Origin of the sequence: Klebsiella sp. MISC125 (genome assembly GCF_051131775.1) — a bacterium.
GTDB lineage: Bacteria > Pseudomonadota > Gammaproteobacteria > Enterobacterales > Enterobacteriaceae > Klebsiella.
On the sequence record NZ_CP180448.1, the window covers coordinates 5,699,446 to 5,721,095 of the forward strand.

Below are 21,650 nucleotides of genomic sequence, written 5' to 3' on the forward strand. Positions count from 1 at the left end.
CAAAGGTCTGTCCAGGCAGACCTTTTCAATAATAAAAAGCGGTACCCATGTCAAAGAATCTCTATCGCAAGGAAGCGATTGAATACAAAAGGAATCACTGGAAAGGGAAAGCCTTATTGCTCGCTGGCTTGCCTGCCTGGTTAATCATTCTGCTCGCAAGTGTGTTTCTAATCATACTTATAACCACACTTATTTTCTGCACATTTACTCAGCGCATCGATGTACGTGGTGAAGTTATCACTCTCCCACACTCCGTTAATGTCTTCGCCCCGCAGCAAGGCTTTGTTGTTAACCAGCACGTCAAAGTGGGTGATCTCGTCCATAAAGGCCAACCGCTTTATGAACTGGATGTTTCACGTAATACCATTAATGGCAATGTCAGCACGGCACAGATTGAGGTCATCAATGAGAAAATTGCTAACGCTCAGGATATCATTAGCAAACTTTCACATAATAAATCTGAAACGCTAAGCGCTCTGGAAAAGCAAATAAAAACCACCCGTGACTCACTGGTAGAAACAAATCGTATGCTGACAAACACTCAGGCGGGCTTAAAAAAAATGAATAATAACTTAGCCAGCTATGACAAATATCTGAAAGACGGTATGATCACTAAAGATCAGTATAACTACCAGCATTCATTATATTTCCAGCAGCAAAGTGCTTATCAGTCTCTGGTAAGCCAAAAGATGCAACTGGATTCCCAGCTTACGCAAATAAACAGTGATAAAGTCACGAAAGCGGCGGATTTTGATAATCAGATATCGAGCCAGCATAACCAAATTAATGACTATAAAAATCAGCTAGTGGAGTCAAACGCCAATGGCAATATTATTATCAAAGCCACTACCGATGGAAAAATAGAATCGTTAGCTGTGACCAAAGGTCAGATGGTTGAAAATGGTAGCAGCCTTGCCCAGATTAAACCTACCGGGGACATCGAGTATTACCTTATTCTCTGGCTGCCCAACAATACTATCCCCTACGTGAAGCCAGGTGATACGATTAATATTCGCTATGATGCATTTCCGGCGGATAAATTTGGCCAGTTTCCTGGAAAGGTGCTGAGCATATCTTCAGTTCCGGCATCCCGTCAGGAGATGGCCGAATATACTAACGTTAATAACGGCATTAATCAGCAGGAACTGGCGCTGTATAAGGCCATTATAAAAATTAAAAATAAAACGTTCAATTACAATGGAAAAACGCTCACCCTCTCTAATGGCCTGAAGGCTCAGGCGGTGGTTTTCCTCGAAGAACGCCCGCTTTATATGTGGATGTTTACCCCTTTCTATAAAATGACACAAAGCGTGAGTGGTCCGATCGATGAATAAAGAACTGTTTAAAACCATTACGGATAAACTCAACTTTTCACTCCGTCATAAAACGCCGGTTATATTACAGTCAGAGGCTGCCGAATGCGGAATTGCCTGTCTGGCAATGGTATGCGGCTTTTACGGCCTCAATATCGATCTGTTTAACTTCCGTCATCGCTACGGTAGCCCCTCTCAGGGCGTCACGCTGATGTCATTAAGTAAAACGGCGGAGCACGCCGGGCTAAAAAGCCGGGCACTCTCTCTCGACCTCGATGAAATCAAGCAGCTAAAGCTCCCCTGCATTATCCACTGGGGTATGAACCACTACGTTGTACTGACTAAAGTACGTAAAAGTAGCTTTATCGTTCATGACCCGGCGCTGGGAAAAAGGGTTATTGGTATTCAGGAGATGTCCAATAACTTTACTGGTGTTGCGCTGGAATTATGGCCAGATCAAAACTTCCAGCAGGAGCAGGCAAAGTCTCGTCTGCGGCTGCTGGACCTGATGCGTAATATCGTCGGCTTAAAATCCGTCCTGCTAAAGATCTTTGCCTTTTCAGTCGTTGTTGAAGCCATTGGTTTGTTGCTACCTATTGGTACGCAACTGGTGACAGACCACGTCATTATGGCCCACGACCAGAGCCTGCTTTCGGTCATCTGTATTGGCCTGGTGGTCTTTACGCTCTTCCGCACCTTTATCAGTATGCTGCGGGCATGGACCTCATTAACGTTAAATACCCTGACCAATATTCAGTGGAAGACTACGTTGTTCGATCATCTGACGAGCCTGCCATTATCCTTTTTTGAAAAACGTCATTTAGGTGATATTCAGTCTCGTTTTTCATCGCTGGATACTATCCGTTCAACCTTCACCAATAGCATTGTCACCGGAATTATCGATTCGATTATGACCGTCGGTCTGCTGGTCATGCTAACTCTTTATGGCGGCTGGCTGGTCTGGGTCGTGGTGGGCTTTACGTTATGCTACGCCATCATGCGTTTTGCCACCTACAGCTTCTATCGTCGCGTTGCCGAAGAGCAGGTTATCAAGGGTGCGCGATCCAGTTCGCACTTTATGGAGTCGCTGTATGGCATTTCGACTATTAAAGCGTTGAACTTAAAAGAGCGTCGCTCGCAGCACTGGTTAAATATTAATATTGATGCCTGCAATGCCGGGATTAAACAAACCCGCTTCGATATGATGTTTGGCGGTATCAATACCTTTATTACCTCAATCGACCAGGTCGCCGTACTCTGGCTGGGTGCCATTATGGTTATTGATAACAATATGACCCTCGGTATGTTTATGGCCTTTAACGCCTATCGCGGGCAATTCTCGCAGCGTGCATCAAGCCTGATCGACCTGGTCATGCAGCTGCGTATGCTGTCGTTACATAATGAGCGTCTTTCCGAAATTGTCTTTAGCGAGCCGGAAAAAGAGCTGCCTTCACGCCGCGTTTTTGCTGAAAATTCTGGCGTTAAATTAGAAGTGAAGAATCTCAGCTATCAGTACGATCCGTTCTCACAGCCTATTTTTTCTAATTTAAACATTACCGTTGAACCAGGGGAGTCAGTGGCTCTGATCGGCCCTTCAGGCGTCGGTAAGACCACCCTGTTGAAAGTGATGTGCGGACTGCTCGCTCCGACTAGCGGCGATGTAATAGCCGATAACCTCGATATTCAAAAAATTGGCCTTAATAACTTCCGTCTTGGAACGGCCTGCGTCCTCCAGGAAGACCGCCTTTTTTCTGGCTCACTTATCGATAATATCAGCGGCTTTGAAGATAACGCCGATATGGATTTCATCATCGAATGTGCGCGCAGGTGCAATATTCATGACGAAATTATGAAAATGCCGATGGGTTACGAAACGATTGTCGGTGAACTGGGTTTAGGCATCTCTGGCGGGCAAAAACAGCGAATCTTAATCGCCCGTGCGCTCTATCGTAAACCCAGCATTCTGTTTATGGATGAAGCCACCAGCCATCTCGACCTTAAAAATGAATCGGTCATTAACCAATCTATATCTGGTTTGAGTATTACCCGCATTATTGTTGCTCATCGGCCATCCACCATTGCCTCAGCCGATCGCATCATTGATTTATCTCAGCCCAGTTCATTAGCAACAGCGTAATCACCCAGGAAAAGGAGAACCATATGCAAGGAACATTTATTGGTTTTAATACCGCAGGGATAAAATATGAAGACAGTTTTTTAGCTTTAATGCTTAAAACTAAACAGCAAAACCAGCTCTGCCAGACCTATTATCTCCAGGCCCAGGTGCTTACTGACCTGCTATTAGTACTGCAAAACAGAATGATGATCGTACTGCAGCGCTTAAAGAATGAAGGTGAAGACTATCAGGCTGAGCTGGTTGCGTTTAATGAGCAACTTCTCGCCAATACGCCAACGGTAGATATGACTGAACTGGAGCAACCCAATCCAGAACGCCGCGTGATGTCCATTACCTTAAAGCCGGGCGAGAGCTGGTCAACGCTGATTCTGGTGCTGCAAAACGAACAAATCGCCTCGCTGCGCATTGACGATATGCAGGTCGAAGCATTGCTGATTGGAATTCAACAAGCGTTAAAAAACACCGGCGATGATGCAGTAATTGAGTATTTAGGCTCATCGCTGGATTTTCTGATGCTGTATGCCGTGGATTTAACTAATACCCAGAGCGTCGATTACCAACAATATCTTCAGGATGAGTGGAAGCTAAATTTATTTTCCCATTATCTGGGCGTACTATTTTGTTGTGATACAGATGAAGGTAAGAAGATTGTCTCTGGTGCCGTCATTAAAACCAGCGTTCCGCATCCATCAGAACATGAAAATAGCATCGTGATGCGCTTAGTCGAGAGAAGTCCAAAACTAAAAGAAATTCATGCACAACATCAACCCAGCCAAATAGTTAGCCAAATCATTCCGTCTCAGCCAGGGAAAATGATGACGCTGGAAGAGTGTTTACGTCCTTTGCATGCCTTCTACCTTGAAACCCAGGCGCAAATCAACGCTTAGCCCTGAAAGCCATAATAGAAAGCAGTGCCTCACTTAACGAAAGAGAGGCACCTGTTAAATCAATTCGGGCACTTATAAACCTGGCCATTCATTTGGCTATCGGTCGGGACAAAGCTCGACAGCAGGTTCTGCGTCGGGCTGCTGACGCCATAAATCACGTTGCCACCCATTTCTGCCGCCTGATTACGCAGGGCGTTTGCTGCGCCGCGCATAGAGCCACCTTCGTCGCCATTCTGCCCGGATAACCAGTTACTTTGCGTCCCCGTCGCGGTTCCTAACAGCTGGCATTCCGAACCCGGTTTATCTTCGATGAAGCGGACGTTCTGGCCCCCAGAGCTCAGTTCGTTGCTGGAGCTGCAACCTGCTAACAATAATGCTGCGCCGACAATCCCTGCTAAATATTTTACCTGCATGTTATTCCCCACGATCAATGAGCTGGACGCGCTGGCCCGGATGTACAACCTTATACTAAAAAGACGACAAAAAGAAAAACCCCCGAGCATTTCTGCCCGAGGGTTTCTTTGTTTCTAAGGGGTATAGCGCACGATTACATCATGCCGCCCATACCGCCCATGCCACCCATACCGCCAGCGCCACCTAAATCAGGTGCGTCGCTTTTCGGCAGGTCGGTGACCATGCACTCGGTGGTGATCATCAGACCAGCAACAGAGGCCGCGTACTGCAGAGCAGAACGAGTCACTTTAGTTGGGTCCAGGATACCCATGTCGATCATGTTGCCGTATTCTTCAGTTGCAGCGTTGTAGCCGTAGTTGCCATCGCCCGCTTTCACGGTGTTAGCCACTACAGACGGCTCTTCGCCACAGTTCAGAACGATCTGACGCAGCGGAGCTTCCATTGCGCGCAGCGCAACTTTGATACCCACGTTCTGATCTTCGTTCTGACCACGCAGGTCGCTCAGTTTGCTTGCCACGCGAATCAGCGCAACACCACCACCGGCAACCACGCCTTCTTCTACTGCAGCACGGGTCGCGTGCAGAGCATCGTCAACGCGTGCTTTTTTCTCTTTCATTTCAACTTCGGTAGCCGCACCGACTTTGATTACCGCAACGCCGCCTGCCAGTTTAGCAACGCGTTCCTGCAGTTTTTCACGGTCGTAGTCAGAAGTCGCTTCTTCGATCTGCTTACGGATCTGAGTCACGCGGCCCTGAATTGCAGCTTCCTCACCCACGCCATCAATGATGGTGGTGGTGTCTTTGTTGATCAGAACACGTTTCGCCTGACCCAGGTCTTCCAGAGTCGCTTTTTCCAGCTCCATACCAATCTCTTCAGAGATAACGGTACCGCCGGTCAGAGTTGCGATGTCCTGCAGCATAGCTTTACGACGGTCGCCGAAGCCCGGTGCTTTAACCGCTGCCACTTTCACGATGCCGCGCATGGTGTTAACCACCAGAGTCGCCAGCGCTTCGCCTTCAACATCTTCAGCAATGATAACCAGCGGTTTGCCAGCTTTTGCTACTGCTTCCAGAACCGGCAGCATTTCGCGGATGTTGGAGATTTTTTTATCAGCCAGCAGGATGAACGGGCTTTCCAGCTCAACAGCGCCAGTTTCCGGCTTGTTGATGAAGTACGGGGACAGGTAGCCACGGTCAAACTGCATACCTTCAACTACGTCCAGTTCGTCTTCCAGACCGGTACCGTCTTCAACGGTGATCACGCCTTCTTTACCGACTTTATCCATCGCTTCCGCGATCAGTTTACCTACGGTTTCGTCGGAGTTAGCGGAGATGGTACCAACCTGAGCAATAGCTTTAGAGTCGGAGCACGGTACGGACAGGGTTTTCAGCTCTTCAACAGCAGCAACGACAGCTTTGTCGATACCACGTTTCAGGTCCATCGGGTTCATGCCCGCAGCAACGGCTTTCAGGCCTTCAGCGATGATAGCCTGCGCCAGTACGGTTGCGGTGGTGGTACCGTCGCCAGCAGCGTCGTTCGCTTTAGAGGCAACTTCTTTCACCATCTGCGCGCCCATGTTTTCGAACTTGTCTTCCAGCTCGATTTCACGTGCTACAGAAACGCCATCTTTAGTGATGGTCGGTGCACCGAAGGATTTGTCCAGAACCACGTTACGGCCTTTCGGGCCCAGGGTTACTTTAACTGCGTCTGCCAGTACGTTTACGCCGCGCAGCATTTTCACACGAGCGTCGTTACCGAATTTTACGTCTTTAGCTGCCATTTTAATCTTTCCCTTAAATTCGTATGTTCAGTGTCGTTCGCGGATTACGCTTCAACAATTGCCAGGATGTCGCTTTCGGACATGATCAACACTTCTTCATTGTCGATCTTCTCAGATTTCACGCCGTAGCCATCGTTGAAAATCACGATATCGCCAACTTTAACGTCCAGCGGCTGCACGGTTCCGTTTTCCAGGATGCGGCCCTTACCGACAGCGATGATTTCGCCACGAGTTGATTTGGCTGCCGCAGAACCGGTCAGAACGATGCCGCCAGCAGATTTGGTTTCAACTTCTTTACGTTTGACGATCACACGATCATGTAACGGACGAATACTCATTTGATAGCTCTCCTTTGAGAAAGTCATTATCAGTTATGGATGACGCCGGTCCGCACACTGTTTTCCGGCTAGTGCCCTGAGAGATGGGGATGGGGATTTCCCGCTTCAAGGGGAAAACTAAAAAAAAATTTGCCGTCGTGCTCTTACGCACACAAAAATGCGGCTGCAGCCAGCCGTCATAAGCAAAAGCGATTGTGATACCATTCATTTTTTGCCGGGCGCAAGGTTGAATCATGAGTGGTTTGAAACAGGAGTTGGGGCTTGCTCAAGGAGTTGGGTTACTTTCCACATCATTACTGGGAACCGGTGTCTTTGCCGTCCCGGCACTGGCTGCACTGGTCGCCGGTGACAATAGCCTGTGGGCCTGGCCTGCGTTGATCCTGCTGGTGTTCCCGATAGCTATCGTCTTTGCCATCCTTGGTCGCCATTTTCCCAGCGCAGGTGGCGTCGCGCATTTTGTTGATATGGCCTTTGGCCCGCGCCTGGCTCGCGTTACCGGCTGGCTATTTTTATCGGTGATCCCGGTAGGACTGCCTGCTGCGCTGCATATTGCCACCGGCTTTGGTCAGGCGCTTTTTGGCTGGCATGATAGCCAGTTGCTGCTGGCCGAGCTGGGAACGCTGGCGATCATCTGGTGGGTCGGCTCACGCGGTGCCAGCTCCAGCGCCAATCTGCAAACGTTGGTTGCGGTCCTCATTGTCGCGTTGATCGCCGCTATCTGGTGGCGTGGCGGAATCAACCCAACGCAGATCCCCTTTCCTGCCGCTGCTGATATCGACAGTTCACAGCTTTTCTCTGCGCTCTCGGTGATGTTCTGGTGTTTTGTCGGCCTTGAGGCTTTCGCTCATCTGGCGTCTGAATTTAAGCAACCGGAACGTGATTTTCCCCGTGCGCTGATGATTGGCTTATTGCTCGCAGGTTCCGTCTACTGGGCATGTACCGTATTGGTTCTGCATTTTCATGCCTTTGGCGAAGAGATGGCCGCCGCTGCGTCATTGCCCAATATCGTCGTGCGTCTGTTCGGCGTTCAGGCACTGTGGATTGCCTGTGTTATTGGTTACCTCGCCTGCTTCGCCAGCCTCAATATTTATATTCAGAGCTTTGCCCGACTGGTCTGGTCGCAAGCGCAATACAAGCCAGATAGCTATCTGGCCCGGCTGTCGCCACGGCAAATTCCGCGCAATGCATTGAATGCGGTGCTGGGCTGTTGTGTGATCAGCGCTCTGTGCATTTATGCACTCAATATCAATCTCGATGCCCTGATCGTCTACGCCAACGGCATTTTCATCATGATCTATCTGCTGTGCATGCTGGCGGGTTGTCGGTTACTTCAGGGGCGTTATCGCGTACTGGCGGCGATTGGCAGCGTGCTGTGCCTGCTGCTGCTGGCGATGGTTGGCTGGAAGAGCCTGTACGCATTTATCATGCTGGCGGTGCTGTGGCTGTTTTTACCAAAGCGCAGATTAGCTGAGAGGATACTATAGGCCGGGGCTGCCCGGCCTGAGGAATCTTAGTCGCGGCGATCGTCTTTATGATCCAGACGGTCGCGCTCATCGTCTTTACGCTGATACTCACCTTCAAAAGTATCACCGCCGCCCGTTCCGGCGCTAAATCCACCGCACGGCATCCGGCTAAAGCGCAGGTGCGGCATCAGCTTCAACGTCAGGTGTTTCTGTACCGGCGGCAACAGCAACAGCAGACCCAGGAAGTCGGTAAAGAATCCCGGCAACAGCAGCAGCAGACCCGCGATAATCAGCGATACGCTTTTGATCATCTCAGCAGCCGGACTCTCCCCTGCCGCCATTTTCTGCTGCATCAGCATGAGGTTTTTAAAGCCCTGGTTTTTCACCAGCGATATCCCCACCACCGAGCTAAAGATCACCAGAATCAACGTCAGCAGCACCCCAAGCACGTGGGCGACCTGGATAAAGATCGATATCTCAATGTAAACGTATAAAAAAACGGCAATTAACGGAATCCAACGCACCGGCGTCTCCTTCATTAACAGACGCCGATGTCGGCGCCCGTAGTCATAGATGTGCTATTCGCATTAGTAAGATGTTGGGCCAAAGCGCCATTTTTCAATCGTAAAAAAAGCTTATTTTTTTCAAGAATGGAAAAGCGGTGATTCATTTCACAAATTAATAATTCTTATAGAATTCACTACATAATAAGTGATCAGGATGACTGATATTCGCTATCATCAGCATATGATCGTGGGCACCGGGCCGGTTAAAGAAATAATCTGCGGCTAGAAAATGCGCGAGATCTCATAAATTCTGCGTATTGGGTGAATTCATATAGCAGCTTGAAAAGAAGGTTCACATGTTAAACAACATTCGTATCGAAGAAGATCTGTTGGGTACCAGGGAAGTTCCAGCTGACGCCTACTACGGCGTTCATACTCTGAGAGCGATTGAAAACTTCTACATCAGCAACAGCAAAATCAGCGACATCCCTGAATTTGTCCGGGGCATGGTGATGGTGAAGAAGGCCGCAGCGCTGGCTAACAAGGAACTTCAAACTATCCCCAAGAGCGTAGCGAACTCGATTATCGCCGCATGCGACGAGGTGCTGAACAACGGTAAATGCATGGACCAGTTCCCGGTTGACGTATTCCAGGGCGGCGCAGGTACCTCCGTTAACATGAACACCAACGAAGTGCTGGCGAACATCGGCCTTGAGCTGATGGGTCACCAGAAAGGTGAATACCAGTACCTCAACCCTAACGACCATGTTAACAAATGCCAGTCCACCAACGATGCCTACCCGACCGGTTTTCGCATCGCGGTCTACGCCTCAATCCTCAAGCTGATCGATGCTATCAACCAGCTTGGCGAAGGTTTCCAGCATAAAGCCGTCGAGTTCCAGGACATTCTGAAAATGGGCCGTACCCAACTGCAGGATGCGGTACCGATGACCCTCGGCCAGGAATTTCATGCATTTAGCGTTCTACTGAACGAAGAAACCAAATGCATTCTGCGCACTGCTGAACTGCTACTGGAAGTGAACCTCGGCGCGACCGCTATCGGTACCCGCCTGAACACCCCGGATGGCTATCAACAGTTGGCGGTACAAAAGCTGGCAGAAGTCAGCGGCCTACCGGTTGTACCAGCAGAAGATCTGATTGAAGCCACTTCAGACTGCGGTGCCTACGTGATGGTACACAGCTCCCTGAAGCGTCTGGCGGTCAAAATGTCGAAAATCTGTAACGACCTGCGCCTGCTCTCTTCCGGTCCGCGCGCTGGCCTGAACGAAATCAACCTGCCGGAACTGCAGGCGGGTTCTTCCATCATGCCAGCCAAGGTTAACCCGGTGGTACCGGAAGTTGTGAACCAGGTCTGTTTCAAAGTTATCGGCAACGACACTACCGTCACCATGGCTTCCGAAGCCGGTCAGCTACAGCTGAACGTCATGGAACCGGTGATTGGCCAGGCGATGTTTGAATCTATCCATATTCTGACCAACGCCTGCTACAACCTGCTGGAAAAATGCGTGAGCGGCATCACCGCCAACAAAGCGGTATGTGAAAGCTACGTCTATAACTCGATTGGCATCGTCACCTATCTCAACCCGTATATTGGCCACCACAATGGCGATATCGTCGGCAAAATTTGCGCCGAAACGGGTAAGAGCGTCAGGGACGTAGTGCTTGAGCGCGGGCTGCTGACCGCAGCCGAGCTGGATGACATCTTCTCTGCGCAGAACCTGATGCATCCGGCCTATAAAGCGAAGCGATACACCGATGAAAGCGAACAGTAAGCTTTCCGATTAAACTAACCACAGGCATGTCAGCGATGACATGCCTTTTTTGTTCTTATAGTTCCACCAAATTACAACAATCCAATATCAACTTGTTAATAAAACAAGGAAGGCATATATGTTTAGTGCAGAACTCGTTATTGTCCTGCTGGCTATTTATCTGGGAGCCAGACTCGGAGGCATCGGCATTGGTTTTGCCGGTGGCCTGGGCGTCCTCGTCCTGACCCTCGTCTTTCAAATTCAACCCGGCGCGATCCCCTTCGACGTCATCGAAATCATTATGGCGGTCATCGCCGCTATCGCTGCCATGCAGGTCGCCGGGGGGATGGACTATCTGGTCAGCCTCGCCGAACGAATGCTCCGGCGTCATCCTAAATACATCACCTTTCTCGCCCCGCTGGTCACCTGGTTTATGACCGTGCTGGCGGGAACCGGGCATACCGCGTTCTCCACTCTGCCGGTTATCACCGAAGTAGCGAAAGAACAGGGTATTCGCCCCTCACGCCCGCTCTCGATCGCCGTGGTGGCCTCGCAGATTGCGATTACCGCCTCGCCGATTTCCGCAGCAGTGGTGTTCTTTGCCGGGATCCTCGAACCGCTGGGTGTGAGCTACCTGACCCTGCTGGCGATCTGTATTCCGGTAACCCTGGTTGCCGTCATGCTCACCGCCATCGTATGTAACTTCCTCGGCTGTGAGCTCAAAGATGACCCTGTCTACCAGGAGCGTCTGGCAAAAGGGGAAGTCAAACTGCGCGGTAGCCAGGTGTTTGAGCTTAAGCCACACGCCAGACGCTCCGTATTGCTGTTCCTGGTCGGTATTGTGGCAGTGATGTTCTACGCCACCGCCATCAGCGACACCGTTGGCCTGATTCAAAACCCGGTCCTGCCGCGTAATGAAGCGATTGTGGTGTTTATGCTGACCATCGCCACGCTGATTAGCATCACCTGCAAAATCGATACTGGTGAAGTGCTCAACGCCAGCACCTTTAAATCCGGGATGAGCGCCTGCGTCTGCGTTCTCGGCGTCGCCTGGCTGGGGGATACCTTCGTCAAAGCGCATATTAGCGATATTCAGACCGTCGCAGGCGACCTGCTGCACAACTATCCGTGGCTGTTGGCGGTGGTGTTATTCTTCGCCGCGACGCTGCTTTACTCCCAGGCCGCCACCACCAAGGCGCTGATGCCCGCTGCGCTGATGCTGGGCGTGACGCCGCTGACCGCCATCGCCTCGTTTGCCGCCGTCTCCGCGCTGTTCGTCCTGCCAACCTACCCAACGCTGTTGGCAGCAGTCGAAATGGATGACACCGGCTCGACCCGCATTGGCAAATACGTCTTTAACCATGCCTTCCTGATCCCCGGCGTGATCGCCATTACGCTGTGCGTGATCCTCGGGTTTATTTTTGGTGGCATTCTGCTGTAAATCTCTTCAAATTCGGGCCAGATCCTGGCCCGTTTCGTTAATCCCTTTACCTTGCGTGCTATAGTGCCTCTTTTCGCTGATACGAGGTTCACGATGACTACGCCTGATGCTGTTGTTGTACTCTGTACCGCGCCGGATGAAGCAACCGCCCAGGATCTGGCGGCCAAAGTGCTGGCGGAAAAACTCGCCGCCTGCGCCACTCTCCTGCCGGGAGCGACTTCGCTCTACTATTGGGAAGGGAAGCTGGAGCAGGAGTATGAAGTACAAATGCTGCTGAAAACCGATCTCGCCCACCAGCAGGCGTTGCTGGACTGCCTGAAGTCCCATCACCCGTATCAAACCCCTGAACTTCTGGTTCTGCCCGTCATTCACGGAGACAACGATTACCTCTCATGGCTCAACGCATCATTACGCTGATCCTGCTACTTTGCAGCACATCAGCCATTGCCGGACTGTTCGACACTCCTGGCCGTTCGAACTTTGTTTCTGCTGATCAGGCTTTCGCCTTTGATTTTCAGCAGAATCAACACGACTTAAATCTGACCTGGCAAATCAAGGATGGTTACTATCTCTATCGCAAGCAGATCAAACTGACGTCCGCCGATGCGACGTTTACCGAACCCTCTCTGCCGTCAGGAGAATGGCATGAAGATGAGTTCTACGGCAAAAGTGAAATTTACCGCCAGCGCCTGAGCGTACCGGTAACCCTGACTCAGGCAGCCGCAGGCGCAACCCTTACCGTGACTTATCAGGGCTGCGCGGATGCCGGTTTTTGCTATCCGCCAGAAACTAAAATTGTGCCGCTCGGCAAGGCGCTCGCCCTCTCCAGCAGCGACGCTGTAGCCCCGAAGCTCAATCCGCCTCTGCCACTGGAAACACGCCCGACGCTGCCGGTAGAGTCGCCGTCTGATCTTTCTTCTCCGGCCCCGGATAACAAAGGTTCTGACCTGCCCTTTACCGCGCTATGGGCGCTGTTAATTGGTATCGGCATCGCGTTTACCCCCTGCGTGCTGCCGATGTACCCGCTGATTTCCGGCATCGTGCTGGGCGGTAAGCAGCGGCTTTCCACCGCCCGCGCTCTGCTGCTGGCGTTTATTTACGTTCAGGGGATGGCGTTAACCTATACTGCACTGGGACTGGTGGTCGCCGCTGCGGGTTTACAGTTCCAGGCGGCGCTACAACATCCTTATGTGCTAATCGGTCTATCGGTGGTATTTATCCTGCTGGCGCTGTCGATGTTTGGTCTGTTTACGCTGCAATTGCCTTCGTCGCTGCAAACGCGTCTGACGCTGATGAGCAACAAACGTCAGGGCGGTTCGCCGGGTGGCGTATTTGCGATGGGGGCGATTGCCGGACTCATCTGCTCGCCTTGCACGACCGCCCCACTGAGCGCCATTTTGCTGTATATCGCCCAGAGCGGTAATCTGTGGCTGGGCGGCGGGACGCTGTATCTCTATGCGCTCGGTATGGGACTACCGCTGATCCTGGTGACCGTATTCGGCAACCGCCTGCTGCCCAAAAGCGGCCCGTGGATGGCTCACGTCAAGACCGCCTTTGGTTTTGTGATCCTCGCCCTGCCGGTATTTTTACTGGAACGTATCATCGGCGATCTCTGGGGCCTGCGGCTTTGGTCTCTGCTTGGTGTCGCCTTCTTTAGCTGGGCGTTTATTACCTCGCTTGGCGCCACCCGTCCATGGTTGCGCATTGTGCAGATTGTGATGCTTGGTGCCGCGCTGGTCAGCGCTCGTCCGTTACAGGACTGGGCTTTCGGCACAGCGGTCGCCCAACAGCAGGCGCATCTGGAATTTACCCGTATCAATAATATCGCCGAGCTCAACCAGGCGCTGACGCAGGCTAAAGGCAAACCGGTGATGCTCGATCTGTATGCCGACTGGTGCGTGGCCTGTAAAGAGTTCGAGAAATACACCTTTAGTTCGCCTGACGTACAGCAGGCCCTAAAAGATACCGTTCTGTTGCAAGTGGATGTCACAAAGAACAGCGCTGAAGACGCGGCTCTGCTGAAGCACCTGCAGGTGCTCGGCCTACCCACGATTCTGTTCTTCAACGAACAGGGAGAGGAACAGCCCGCACAGCGCGTCACGGGTTTTATGGATGCTACGGCATTCAGCGCCCATTTGCGCGATCGACAACCGTGAGCGACACTTTAGGAGGAAAAATGGAGGAGAAGACCGTGCAACGTGAAGATGTCCTGGGTGAAGCCATCCAAATCCTCGAAATCGAGGGTATCGCGAACACCACGCTGGAAATGGTCGCCGAGCGCGTGGCTTACCCGCTCGATGACCTCAAACGTTTCTGGCCCGACCGCGAAGCCCTGCTGTATGACGCGCTACGCTATCTCAGCCATCAGGTCGACGTCTGGCGTCGTCAGCTATTGCTGGACGAGTCGCTAAGCGCGGAGCAGAAGCTGCTGGCGCGTTACGCTGCGCTGACCACATGCGTGAGTAATCATCGCTATCCAGGCTGTCTGTTTATTGCTGCCTGTACGTTCTATCCGGACGCCCAGCATCCGATCCATCAACTGGCAGAGCAGCAAAAGCAGGCTTCGTTAGCCTACACTCATGAATTGCTTAGCCAGCTCGAAGTTGACGATCCGGGGATGGTTGCGAAGCAGATGGAACTTATCATCGAAGGCTGCCTGAGTCGCCTGTTGATCAAACGCAGTCAGGCCGATGTCGATACCGCACGTCGCCTGGCGGAAGACATTTTGCGTTTTGCTCAGTGTCGAATGGGCGGGGCTCTAACCTGATTCCGATATCTTAACCGATACATCACGCATATAATTTCCCCCTCACGGATATGCTGACAGGGTTTTATATGCGTTCTCTTCTTTGGGTTGCCATCATGGGGCTGTGTTCAACACCGCTTCTGGCAGCTTCCCCGCAAGGTTTTTCTTTCGCGCACAAAGACTGGGAACTTGCCTGCGACAACACCGGCACCTGTCGGGCTGCGGGCTATGGCACGACAATGGGTGAAGTCAGCGTCTTGCTGACCCGTAACGCGGGCGAGGCACAGCACGTCATCGCTCTCGCCACCTTCGCCCAAACCGAGCACGATATTCCGCCCGATGCGACGGTGAATTTATTCATCGACGGTCAGGATAACGGCGCGCTTGATGCCAACGACGAGAGCCATTTTCGCTTTGACGATACCCAGACCGCCGCGCTAATTCAGGCTCTGGAGCACAGCGGCAAAATTGAGCTGGCGCTTAACGACGAGCGCAAGCAGCTCTCCAGCACAGGCAGCAGCGCAGTATTTCTGAAAATGGATGAGTTTCAGCAACGTCTGGGCACCGCCGATGCGCTAGTGCGTAAAGGCGATGCCGGAGATGACAACATCCTGGCGGCAACGCCTGCGCCGGAAATTATCGCCGCGCCGGTCATTCACAATGCAGCCTCCACGGCACTCACGACAAAGCTACGGGAGAAACTCCTGCCGCGGCTGACGCCAGCGCTTAACAGTCATTGTGATGACTGGCAAAACGCAGATATCCCGGCGTCGGAACGACAACTCACCTCAACTCCGCTGGATAAAAATCATATGCTGATTGAGGCGCTGTGCTGGCGCGCGGCCTATAACGACGGCTACGCCATGTGGGTCGTGGATAAAACGCTGCTGACTCAGCCTCAACTGGTAACCACCGACGCCTCCAGCTATGCCGATGGTGTTATCACCTTTTTCCACAAAGGCCGCGGTATCGCCGACTGTATTAGCGGAGAAGAGCGCGTTTGGGATGGCAAAACGTTTGTCCAGAGCCTGAAATACACCACCGGCGACTGCCGTGAAATCGCCCCCGGCGGTGCATGGATGCTGCCAACGTTCGTTAGCCAGGTGATCCCAAAGCAGCAGAAAGATGCCGATAACAGCGCACTGAAGGCGTTGTACAGCGCCGTGTTAAAAGAGCAAAAGGCCAACCCGGAACTGGATCTCAATAAAATCGCCGAACAGTTCCCGCTAAGCGGTCATGTCAGCCATTTTACGCTGAGCTATGCAGATGACTCTCTGGTAACGACGACGAAGCCTTCCGCCGATATTAGCGATGATGAGTGGCAGGCGTTTCTCCAGTCCGATATCAGCGCCGACTCCGAAAACGGCAAAGTCAGCTTTACGCTAGTGGACCTCGACGGCGACGGCAGACGCGATTTAATCATCGACAGCTACGTCGGCGGCACGGGCCTCTTTAGCTACACCGGCGTATTAAAACGCGGGGATGATGCTTTTGATGCGGTCAATAACGACGACAGCGGCAACGGCGATGACTTTGACGCAGGCGTTCCTGGTGCACTCTATTCCCTTAACGGTCGCGGCGCTAACCAATGGAGCCATTGGGTGCGAATTAACGGCCAGGTGTATGCCCTCTGGTACAACGGCCAGTTTGGCGAAGATAATCTCTATCTATTACGCCCATTCAGCCCCTCCAGCAGCACCCCGGCGGTGACAATTCGCTATCGCTACAGCCTCGACGACATCAGCTCGCCGGAAAAAGACCAGCCGCTGACGCCTGCACTGAGCGACGGGGAAAAGTCAGATCTGCTGAAGTCGCTAGAAGTGATGCAGAGCAGCCTGCTGAAGGATAAGCCACAGAGCGACAGCGACGCGCCGATTTGCCCTATTCCCCCAGGTACATCAGCCGACGATGCGGATAGCTACTACAGCGGCGTGGCGTCTAATTATATTTATGAAACCGTGGCTTACATTCCGGTTTGGCTGAACGAAAAATGTTTTATCGGTACCATCTTTAGCCACCACGGTGCATACCGTCACAGCGTTGATGCGGAAATCACCATCAGCTCACCGCGCGATGATGAAGAGGTCATCGGCGACTACACGATATCCGGATTACGCCACGCCATCTCGGTGACCAGCGGCTGGAAAACCCGCGAAGGCGATAACGGCATGATGTGATTTTGGGCAAAAAAGCGCCTTCAGGCGCAGAATTGCCGCAAAGTTAAGCAACCGATAGATAAATCGAGAAATTTGATTGACGGAGCGTACGGATTACGGTTTAATGCGCCCCGTTGCCCGGATAGCTCAGTCGGTAGAGCAGGGGATTGAAAATCCCCGTGTCCTTGGTTCGATTCCGAGTCCGGGCACCACTATTTAAAGAACCCAGCCTATGGCTGGGTTTTTGCTTTTCTGCTTTCAGCTAAACATCGTCCTTCCAAGCTGATGCCCCGCTTCCAGATGAGCTTCCGCCGTTTCCAGTTCCGGCAACAACATCATCCGAGAACTCACCACCATAGCTCCGCAATAGTCAAAAATTCCATGGGAGATTTGTGCATTAAACGCATCCGTAAACCCATGCTTATCATACGTTTTCTGATTCGCTGCGCCTAAGGCAACCAGATGCACCCGCAGGTGGCCCAGCTTCTTCACTACGTTACCATCGGCGGTCTCCTCATAAGCCCAGCCATTTGAGAACACGCGATCGATCCATCCTTTTAGCAGCCCTGGCATCGACCACCAATAAATAGGGAAAACCAGCACCAGCGCGTCGGCGTTGTCGATCCGGGCCTGTTCAGCAATCACATCTGCCGGCGTGACGTCGGTTTGCAGGAAAGCTGCGATATCCGGCGCAGCAAAAACGGGGTTAAAACCTTCCTGAGTTAAATCAGCGAGTTCAGCAGTATTGTGCGGGTTAGATTCAGCGACCCCTTGGGCAATCGCCGTGGCGACGCTATGCGTCAAAGAAGTGTTGAGGGGGTGAGAAACCACGATTAATGCATGCATGACGGAGACTCCAGTTGCCATATGACGATATCGGACGTAGTCTTATATACTAACAGTAACCTACCAATGGTAAGTTACCTTTGGTATATAAGCTTGTCAACGGGAGAATGCTCTATGTCTGAACCACTCGTACGGCAGCGTTTATCGCGAGAAGAGCGGCACAAGCAACTGGTTGATGTCGCCTGGCATATTATTCGTGAAGAAGGGACCGAAGCCCTGACGCTAGGCTACCTGGCGACACAGGCGGGCGTCACCAAACCGGTGGTTTACGATCATTTTGACAGCCGTTCGGGACTTTTCGCCACACTTTATACCGAGTACGACCAACGCCAGACGGTGAAGATGGATGAGATATTGCGCAACACCGAGCCTGATGCGGAAAAACTGGCCTCGGCGATAGCCAACGCTTACATCGAGTGCGTGTTACATCAGGGACGGGAAATGCCGAGCGTGATGGCCGCGCTGGCCGGGACGCCTGAGCTGGAGAAGATCAAACAAGAGTGCATCGCCGCATTTACCGCAAAATGCCGGCAATACTTTTCACCGCTTTGTGGCAGCGATAATCTCAGCAAGGCCGCCATTCTTGCCATGCTCGGCTCCGCTGACGGGCTAGCGGCCGCGGTAGTGAACGGCGTCATCACAGAACAACAGGCTAAAGATGAGCTATTTCAGGTGATTATGTCGATGTTGCAGCGCTGCTGCCGTGGTTAAGAAGCGTCCGCTGGCGGCGGACGCTTTGCTTATCAGCCGCCTGCTTTCTTAATCGCCGCATCCAGCGAGGCTTTATCCGCCAGTCCTGGGAACACGGTAATCGTCGCTTCCGTGGCACCCGTTGTTGGCATCACGATAACCCCGGGCGTGCCGCTCAGGCCGATTTCCTGCGCCAGTTGATTCGTGCCATCCAGCACCGCTCCAACATCCGTCGCTTTTTTCGCGTCGAAATTCACTTTCTTCGCCTGCTGCTGGATGTCGGCAGCCGTCAGCTTGCCTTCGTTATGCCCGGTGGAATAGATCCCGTTGTGGTAGGTCAGATAGGCCTCTGCGCCCTTCTGCTGGTAAATCTGCAGGCCGGTTTTCGCCGCTTCCAGAGAGGTTTCCCAACGGCTGCCGAAAATAGGCCACTCTTTGAAAGCAAAGCGAGTTTGCGGGTTCTCTTTGATCACCTGCTCCATAACCGGCGCCAGACGACTGCAATAAACGCATTGATAATCAAAGAACTCAATGACCGTCACTTTGCCCTCTTTAGGGCCATAGGTCGGCGTATTTTTATCCTGAGTCAGCGCGGCGGCGTTCTTCAGTACCGCCTGAGTTGCGGCGCTGGCCTGCTGCTGCTCCTGAATCTGTTGCAGCTTCTGGCTGGCCTGCAATAGCACTTCCGGATGCGCGACTAAATAATCCGCGGCAATTTTGCCAATACGGGCTTCCTGTTCGGGCGTGAAGGTTGGCGCATCAGCAGCGGTCGCCATCACCGGAAGCAGAGCGGCGCCAATAAAAGCGAGTGTCAGTAAATTCTTATGGCCGGGCATGTGGGTAGTCCTTGCGATAGGTAAACGGCAGGTGAGTCTTATGCACAAAATATCATCCTTTGCCGGCGAATCATCACCAGACAGGGCAATGATTGGTAACTATATTTTTCAATAACCGGATACGTTCCGGCTTTCCGCCCGGTGGTCAACGCGACCGAACGGGAGTACGCTTCGCCCCCTGCTTTTCCCTGTGGGATCCTTTTTTAGTTAGATGAGTTGGGTATGAACGAGTTTTTCAGTCAGTGGGACGTGGCGGTTATTCTGCTGCAAATTATTGCTATCGACCTGTTATTAGGCGGCGACAACGCGGTGGTGATCGCGATGGCCTGCCGTAAGCTGCCGCCACATCAGCGAACCAAAGCCATTATTATCGGCACCTTCGGCGCAATAGTGGCGCGCGTGCTGCTGCTGGCAGTGGCTATCTATTTGCTCTCACTACCGTGGTTAAAAGTGGTCGGTGCGCTGATGCTGCTGTGGATTGGCATCAAGCTGGTCACCAATCAGGAAGAAGAGAGCGAAGTCAGCAGCTCCAGCAGTCTGTGGCGCACCGCGGTCACTATTACCGTCGCCGATGTGATTATGTCGCTAGATAACGTGCTGGCGGTTGCCGCAGCCGGGAAAGGCCACCTGGTGTTGGTCGCGTTGGGCGTGCTGATCAGCATCCCGATTATCGTCGCAGGCAGTAAACTGGTGCTGGCAATCCTTAACCGCTTCCCGTCCGTGGTGATGCTGGGCGGCGCGCTGATTGGCTGGATTGCCGGTTCGATGATGGTGACCGACGTGACCATCGTGCATCTGTTCCCCAACGCGCCCGACGCGCTACCGCTCATAGGCGGGGCGGTTGGCGCAATACTGGTGCTGCTGGAAGGGCTACGCAGAAACCGCAAGCCCTCCGCCGAATAGCGCCCACTCTGGCGCCGTCAATCCCGACGGCGTCAAGTTTGCGCCACTTTTCCCCCACACCTGCTCTCATTTGCCCTACGCTTATTAAAGACACCTGATCCAGGGATCTGTAACCGTAATATTGCGCATAAATGAGATAACATCATGGAATTAAAGGATTATTATGCCATTTTAGGGGTTCAGCCAACGGACGATCTGAAAACTATCAAGACCGCCTATCGCCGTCTGGCACGCAAATATCACCCCGATGTCAGCAAAGAAACCGAGGCCGAAGCCAAATTCAAAGACCTCGCCGAAGCCTGGGAAGTGCTCAAAGACGACCAGCGCCGTGCCGAATATGACCAGCTCTGGCAGCACCGCAACGATCCGCAGTTTGGTCGTCAGCAGCAACACTCCCACGAGCAGAGCTACAGCCAGCAGGACTTCGACGATATTTTCTCAACCATGTTTGGCCAGCAGGCACACCACAGCCGCCGCCAGCACGGCGTCCGGGGGCACGATTTAGAGATAGAAGTCGCGGTATTCCTCGAAGAGACTCTGGCCGAGCAGACGCGCACCATCAGCTATAAGCTGCCGGTTTATAACGTCTTTGGCATGGTTGAAAGCGAAACGCCGAAAACGCTGAACGTGAAAATTCCTGCGGGCGTGGTTGACGGTCAACGCATCCGCCTCAAAGGCCAGGGCACCCCCGGCGAAAATGGCGGCCCGAACGGCGACCTGTGGCTGGTGATTCATATCGCTCCGCATCCACTGTTTGATGTCGTCGGCCATAATCTTGAAATCGTCCTGCCGCTGTCACCGTGGGAAGCTGCGTTAGGTACCAAAGTCACCATCCCGACGCTGAAAGAGAGCATTCTGCTGACTATCCCACCGGGCAGCCAGGCCGGGCAGCGCCTGCGCGTGAAAGGTAAAGGGCTGGTCAGTAAAACCACCACCGGCGATCTGTATGCGGTGATTAAAATCGTTATGCCGCCAAAACCAGATGAGAAGAGCCGCGCGCTCTGGCAACAGCTGGCCGATGCGCAAGCCAGCTTCGAGCCGCGTAAGACATGGGGGAAAGCCTGATGGCTAAGATAACAGTGACGTTCACGATTACCGAGTTTTGTCTCCACACCGGCGTTTCCGAGGAGGAGCTGAACGAAATCGTCGGCCTCGGCATGATTGAACCACGCCAGCCGCAGCGGGAAAACTGGCTGTTTGATGATAGCGCGGTGACGCTCGTTCACCGCGCCCTACGCCTGCGACAGGAGCTGGAACTGGACTGGCCGGGTATCGCCGTGGCGCTGACGCTGCTGGATGAGAACGCGCGCCTGAGCCGCGAAAATCAAATCCTGCAGCATCGGCTGGCGCGCTTTCTGACGCATAGTTAAACCCGTCCGCAGATGGCGGTGAACCCGTAGCGCCAGCGGGAACATAATCTGA

20 protein-coding genes and 1 tRNA gene are annotated in these 21,650 nt (G+C 52.6%); 15 read left to right on the forward strand and 6 right to left on the reverse strand.

All coding sequences use genetic code 11. The annotated features are described in order from the left end of the window. The first annotated feature begins 47 nt into the window (after nucleotides 1-47). From ACMYSL_RS26680 to yjeJ, 3 genes are read left to right on the forward strand one after another with little or no spacing between them, the layout of a single operon-like run. Nucleotides 48-1,334, forward strand: a complete 1,287-nt coding sequence (locus tag ACMYSL_RS26680; protein ID WP_434660527.1) for an HlyD family secretion protein — start codon at nucleotides 48-50, stop codon at nucleotides 1,332-1,334. Continuing rightward, a complete protein-coding gene (locus ACMYSL_RS26685; protein WP_434660528.1) occupies nucleotides 1,327-3,450 on the forward strand; it encodes a peptidase domain-containing ABC transporter in 2,124 nt (707 codons plus the stop codon). The genes ACMYSL_RS26680 and ACMYSL_RS26685 overlap by 8 nt, the downstream gene beginning before the upstream one ends. Nucleotides 3,451-3,473: 23 nt before the next feature. Further along, the gene (gene yjeJ, locus ACMYSL_RS26690) at nucleotides 3,474-4,337 is read left to right on the forward strand and encodes a YjeJ family protein (protein ID WP_434660529.1); all 864 of its coding nucleotides are present in this window, start codon (nucleotides 3,474-3,476) and stop codon (nucleotides 4,335-4,337) included. Nucleotides 4,338-4,396: 59 nt separating this feature from the next. Here the strand turns inward: yjeJ and ACMYSL_RS26695 are convergent, their stop codons facing one another. The 3 genes from ACMYSL_RS26695 to ACMYSL_RS26705 all read right to left on the reverse strand — a co-directional run bounded on the left by ACMYSL_RS26695 (nucleotide 4,397) and on the right by ACMYSL_RS26705 (nucleotide 6,869). Next, nucleotides 4,397-4,750, reverse strand: coding sequence for a DUF4156 domain-containing protein (locus ACMYSL_RS26695; protein ID WP_434660530.1), 354 nt, complete (start codon nucleotides 4,748-4,750; stop codon nucleotides 4,397-4,399). Nucleotides 4,751-4,884: 134 nt separating this feature from the next. Beyond that, nucleotides 4,885-6,531 carry a chaperonin GroEL gene (gene groL / locus ACMYSL_RS26700; protein ID WP_182235703.1) on the reverse strand — a complete coding sequence of 549 codons (1,647 nt, stop codon included), beginning with the start codon at nucleotides 6,529-6,531 and terminating at the stop codon, nucleotides 4,885-4,887. A gap of 44 nt (nucleotides 6,532-6,575) precedes the next feature. Then, nucleotides 6,576-6,869, reverse strand: a complete 294-nt coding sequence (locus ACMYSL_RS26705) for a co-chaperone GroES (protein ID WP_003855929.1) — start codon at nucleotides 6,867-6,869, stop codon at nucleotides 6,576-6,578. A gap of 233 nt (nucleotides 6,870-7,102) precedes the next feature. On the opposite strand from ACMYSL_RS26705, the gene yjeH reads away from it, so the two are divergent. Beyond that, entirely contained in the window at nucleotides 7,103-8,353 is a 1,251-nt protein-coding gene (gene yjeH / locus ACMYSL_RS26710; protein WP_434660532.1) for an L-methionine/branched-chain amino acid transporter, read from the forward strand. Nucleotides 8,354-8,379: 26 nt separating this feature from the next. On the opposite strand, the gene ACMYSL_RS26715 is transcribed toward yjeH, so the two are convergent. Beyond that, complete coding sequence (locus ACMYSL_RS26715) at nucleotides 8,380-8,856, reverse strand: FxsA family protein (protein ID WP_434660533.1); 477 nt, start codon at nucleotides 8,854-8,856, stop codon at nucleotides 8,380-8,382. A 338-nt stretch (nucleotides 8,857-9,194) separates the two neighbouring features. Between ACMYSL_RS26715 and aspA the strand changes: the two genes are divergently transcribed. From aspA to ACMYSL_RS26750, 7 genes are all read left to right on the forward strand, one after another. Continuing rightward, nucleotides 9,195-10,631, forward strand: a complete 1,437-nt coding sequence (gene aspA, locus ACMYSL_RS26720; protein ID WP_110274510.1) for an aspartate ammonia-lyase — start codon at nucleotides 9,195-9,197, stop codon at nucleotides 10,629-10,631. Between the two features lie 118 nt (nucleotides 10,632-10,749). Beyond that, entirely contained in the window at nucleotides 10,750-12,051 is a 1,302-nt protein-coding gene (locus ACMYSL_RS26725) for an anaerobic C4-dicarboxylate transporter (RefSeq protein WP_110274511.1), read from the forward strand. A gap of 93 nt (nucleotides 12,052-12,144) precedes the next feature. Next, nucleotides 12,145-12,468, forward strand: coding sequence for a divalent cation tolerance protein CutA (gene cutA, locus ACMYSL_RS26730; protein ID WP_112216238.1), 324 nt, complete (start codon nucleotides 12,145-12,147; stop codon nucleotides 12,466-12,468). Then, complete coding sequence (locus tag ACMYSL_RS26735) at nucleotides 12,444-14,207, forward strand: protein-disulfide reductase DsbD (RefSeq protein ID WP_434660535.1); 1,764 nt, start codon at nucleotides 12,444-12,446, stop codon at nucleotides 14,205-14,207. The genes cutA and ACMYSL_RS26735 overlap by 25 nt, the downstream gene beginning before the upstream one ends. Before the next feature lie 35 nt (nucleotides 14,208-14,242). Continuing rightward, nucleotides 14,243-14,818, forward strand: a complete 576-nt coding sequence (locus tag ACMYSL_RS26740; RefSeq protein WP_434660536.1) for a transcriptional regulator — start codon at nucleotides 14,243-14,245, stop codon at nucleotides 14,816-14,818. Between the two features lie 68 nt (nucleotides 14,819-14,886). Then, complete coding sequence (locus tag ACMYSL_RS26745; RefSeq protein WP_434660537.1) at nucleotides 14,887-16,974, forward strand: DUF1176 domain-containing protein; 2,088 nt, start codon at nucleotides 14,887-14,889, stop codon at nucleotides 16,972-16,974. Nucleotides 16,975-17,089: 115 nt separating this feature from the next. Continuing rightward, nucleotides 17,090-17,165 (forward strand) — tRNA-Phe (locus ACMYSL_RS26750). 46 nt (nucleotides 17,166-17,211) lie between these two features. On the opposite strand, the gene ACMYSL_RS26755 is transcribed toward ACMYSL_RS26750, so the two are convergent. After that, nucleotides 17,212-17,799: an NAD(P)H-dependent oxidoreductase gene (locus ACMYSL_RS26755; protein ID WP_434660539.1), complete on the reverse strand. Its 588-nt coding sequence runs from the start codon at nucleotides 17,797-17,799 to the stop codon at nucleotides 17,212-17,214. 114 nt (nucleotides 17,800-17,913) lie between these two features. Here ACMYSL_RS26755 and ACMYSL_RS26760 point away from each other — a divergent pair, with 114 nt between their 5' ends. Continuing rightward, the gene (locus ACMYSL_RS26760; protein ID WP_434660541.1) at nucleotides 17,914-18,510 is read left to right on the forward strand and encodes a TetR/AcrR family transcriptional regulator; all 597 of its coding nucleotides are present in this window, start codon (nucleotides 17,914-17,916) and stop codon (nucleotides 18,508-18,510) included. Nucleotides 18,511-18,542: 32 nt separating this feature from the next. Here the strand turns inward: ACMYSL_RS26760 and ACMYSL_RS26765 are convergent, their stop codons facing one another. Then, a complete protein-coding gene (locus ACMYSL_RS26765; RefSeq protein ID WP_434660543.1) occupies nucleotides 18,543-19,325 on the reverse strand; it encodes a DsbA family protein in 783 nt (260 codons plus the stop codon). A gap of 222 nt (nucleotides 19,326-19,547) precedes the next feature. Here ACMYSL_RS26765 and ACMYSL_RS26770 point away from each other — a divergent pair, with 222 nt between their 5' ends. The 3 genes from ACMYSL_RS26770 to cbpM all read left to right on the forward strand — a co-directional run bounded on the left by ACMYSL_RS26770 (nucleotide 19,548) and on the right by cbpM (nucleotide 21,598). Continuing rightward, complete coding sequence (locus ACMYSL_RS26770; protein WP_434660545.1) at nucleotides 19,548-20,228, forward strand: TerC family protein; 681 nt, start codon at nucleotides 19,548-19,550, stop codon at nucleotides 20,226-20,228. A 144-nt stretch (nucleotides 20,229-20,372) separates the two neighbouring features. Next, entirely contained in the window at nucleotides 20,373-21,293 is a 921-nt protein-coding gene (cbpA, locus tag ACMYSL_RS26775; protein ID WP_434660547.1) for a curved DNA-binding protein, read from the forward strand. Beyond that, a complete protein-coding gene (gene cbpM / locus ACMYSL_RS26780; protein ID WP_139540885.1) occupies nucleotides 21,293-21,598 on the forward strand; it encodes a chaperone modulator CbpM in 306 nt (101 codons plus the stop codon). Before cbpA ends, cbpM begins: the two co-directional genes overlap by 1 nt. Nucleotides 21,599-21,650 lie beyond the last annotated feature (52 nt).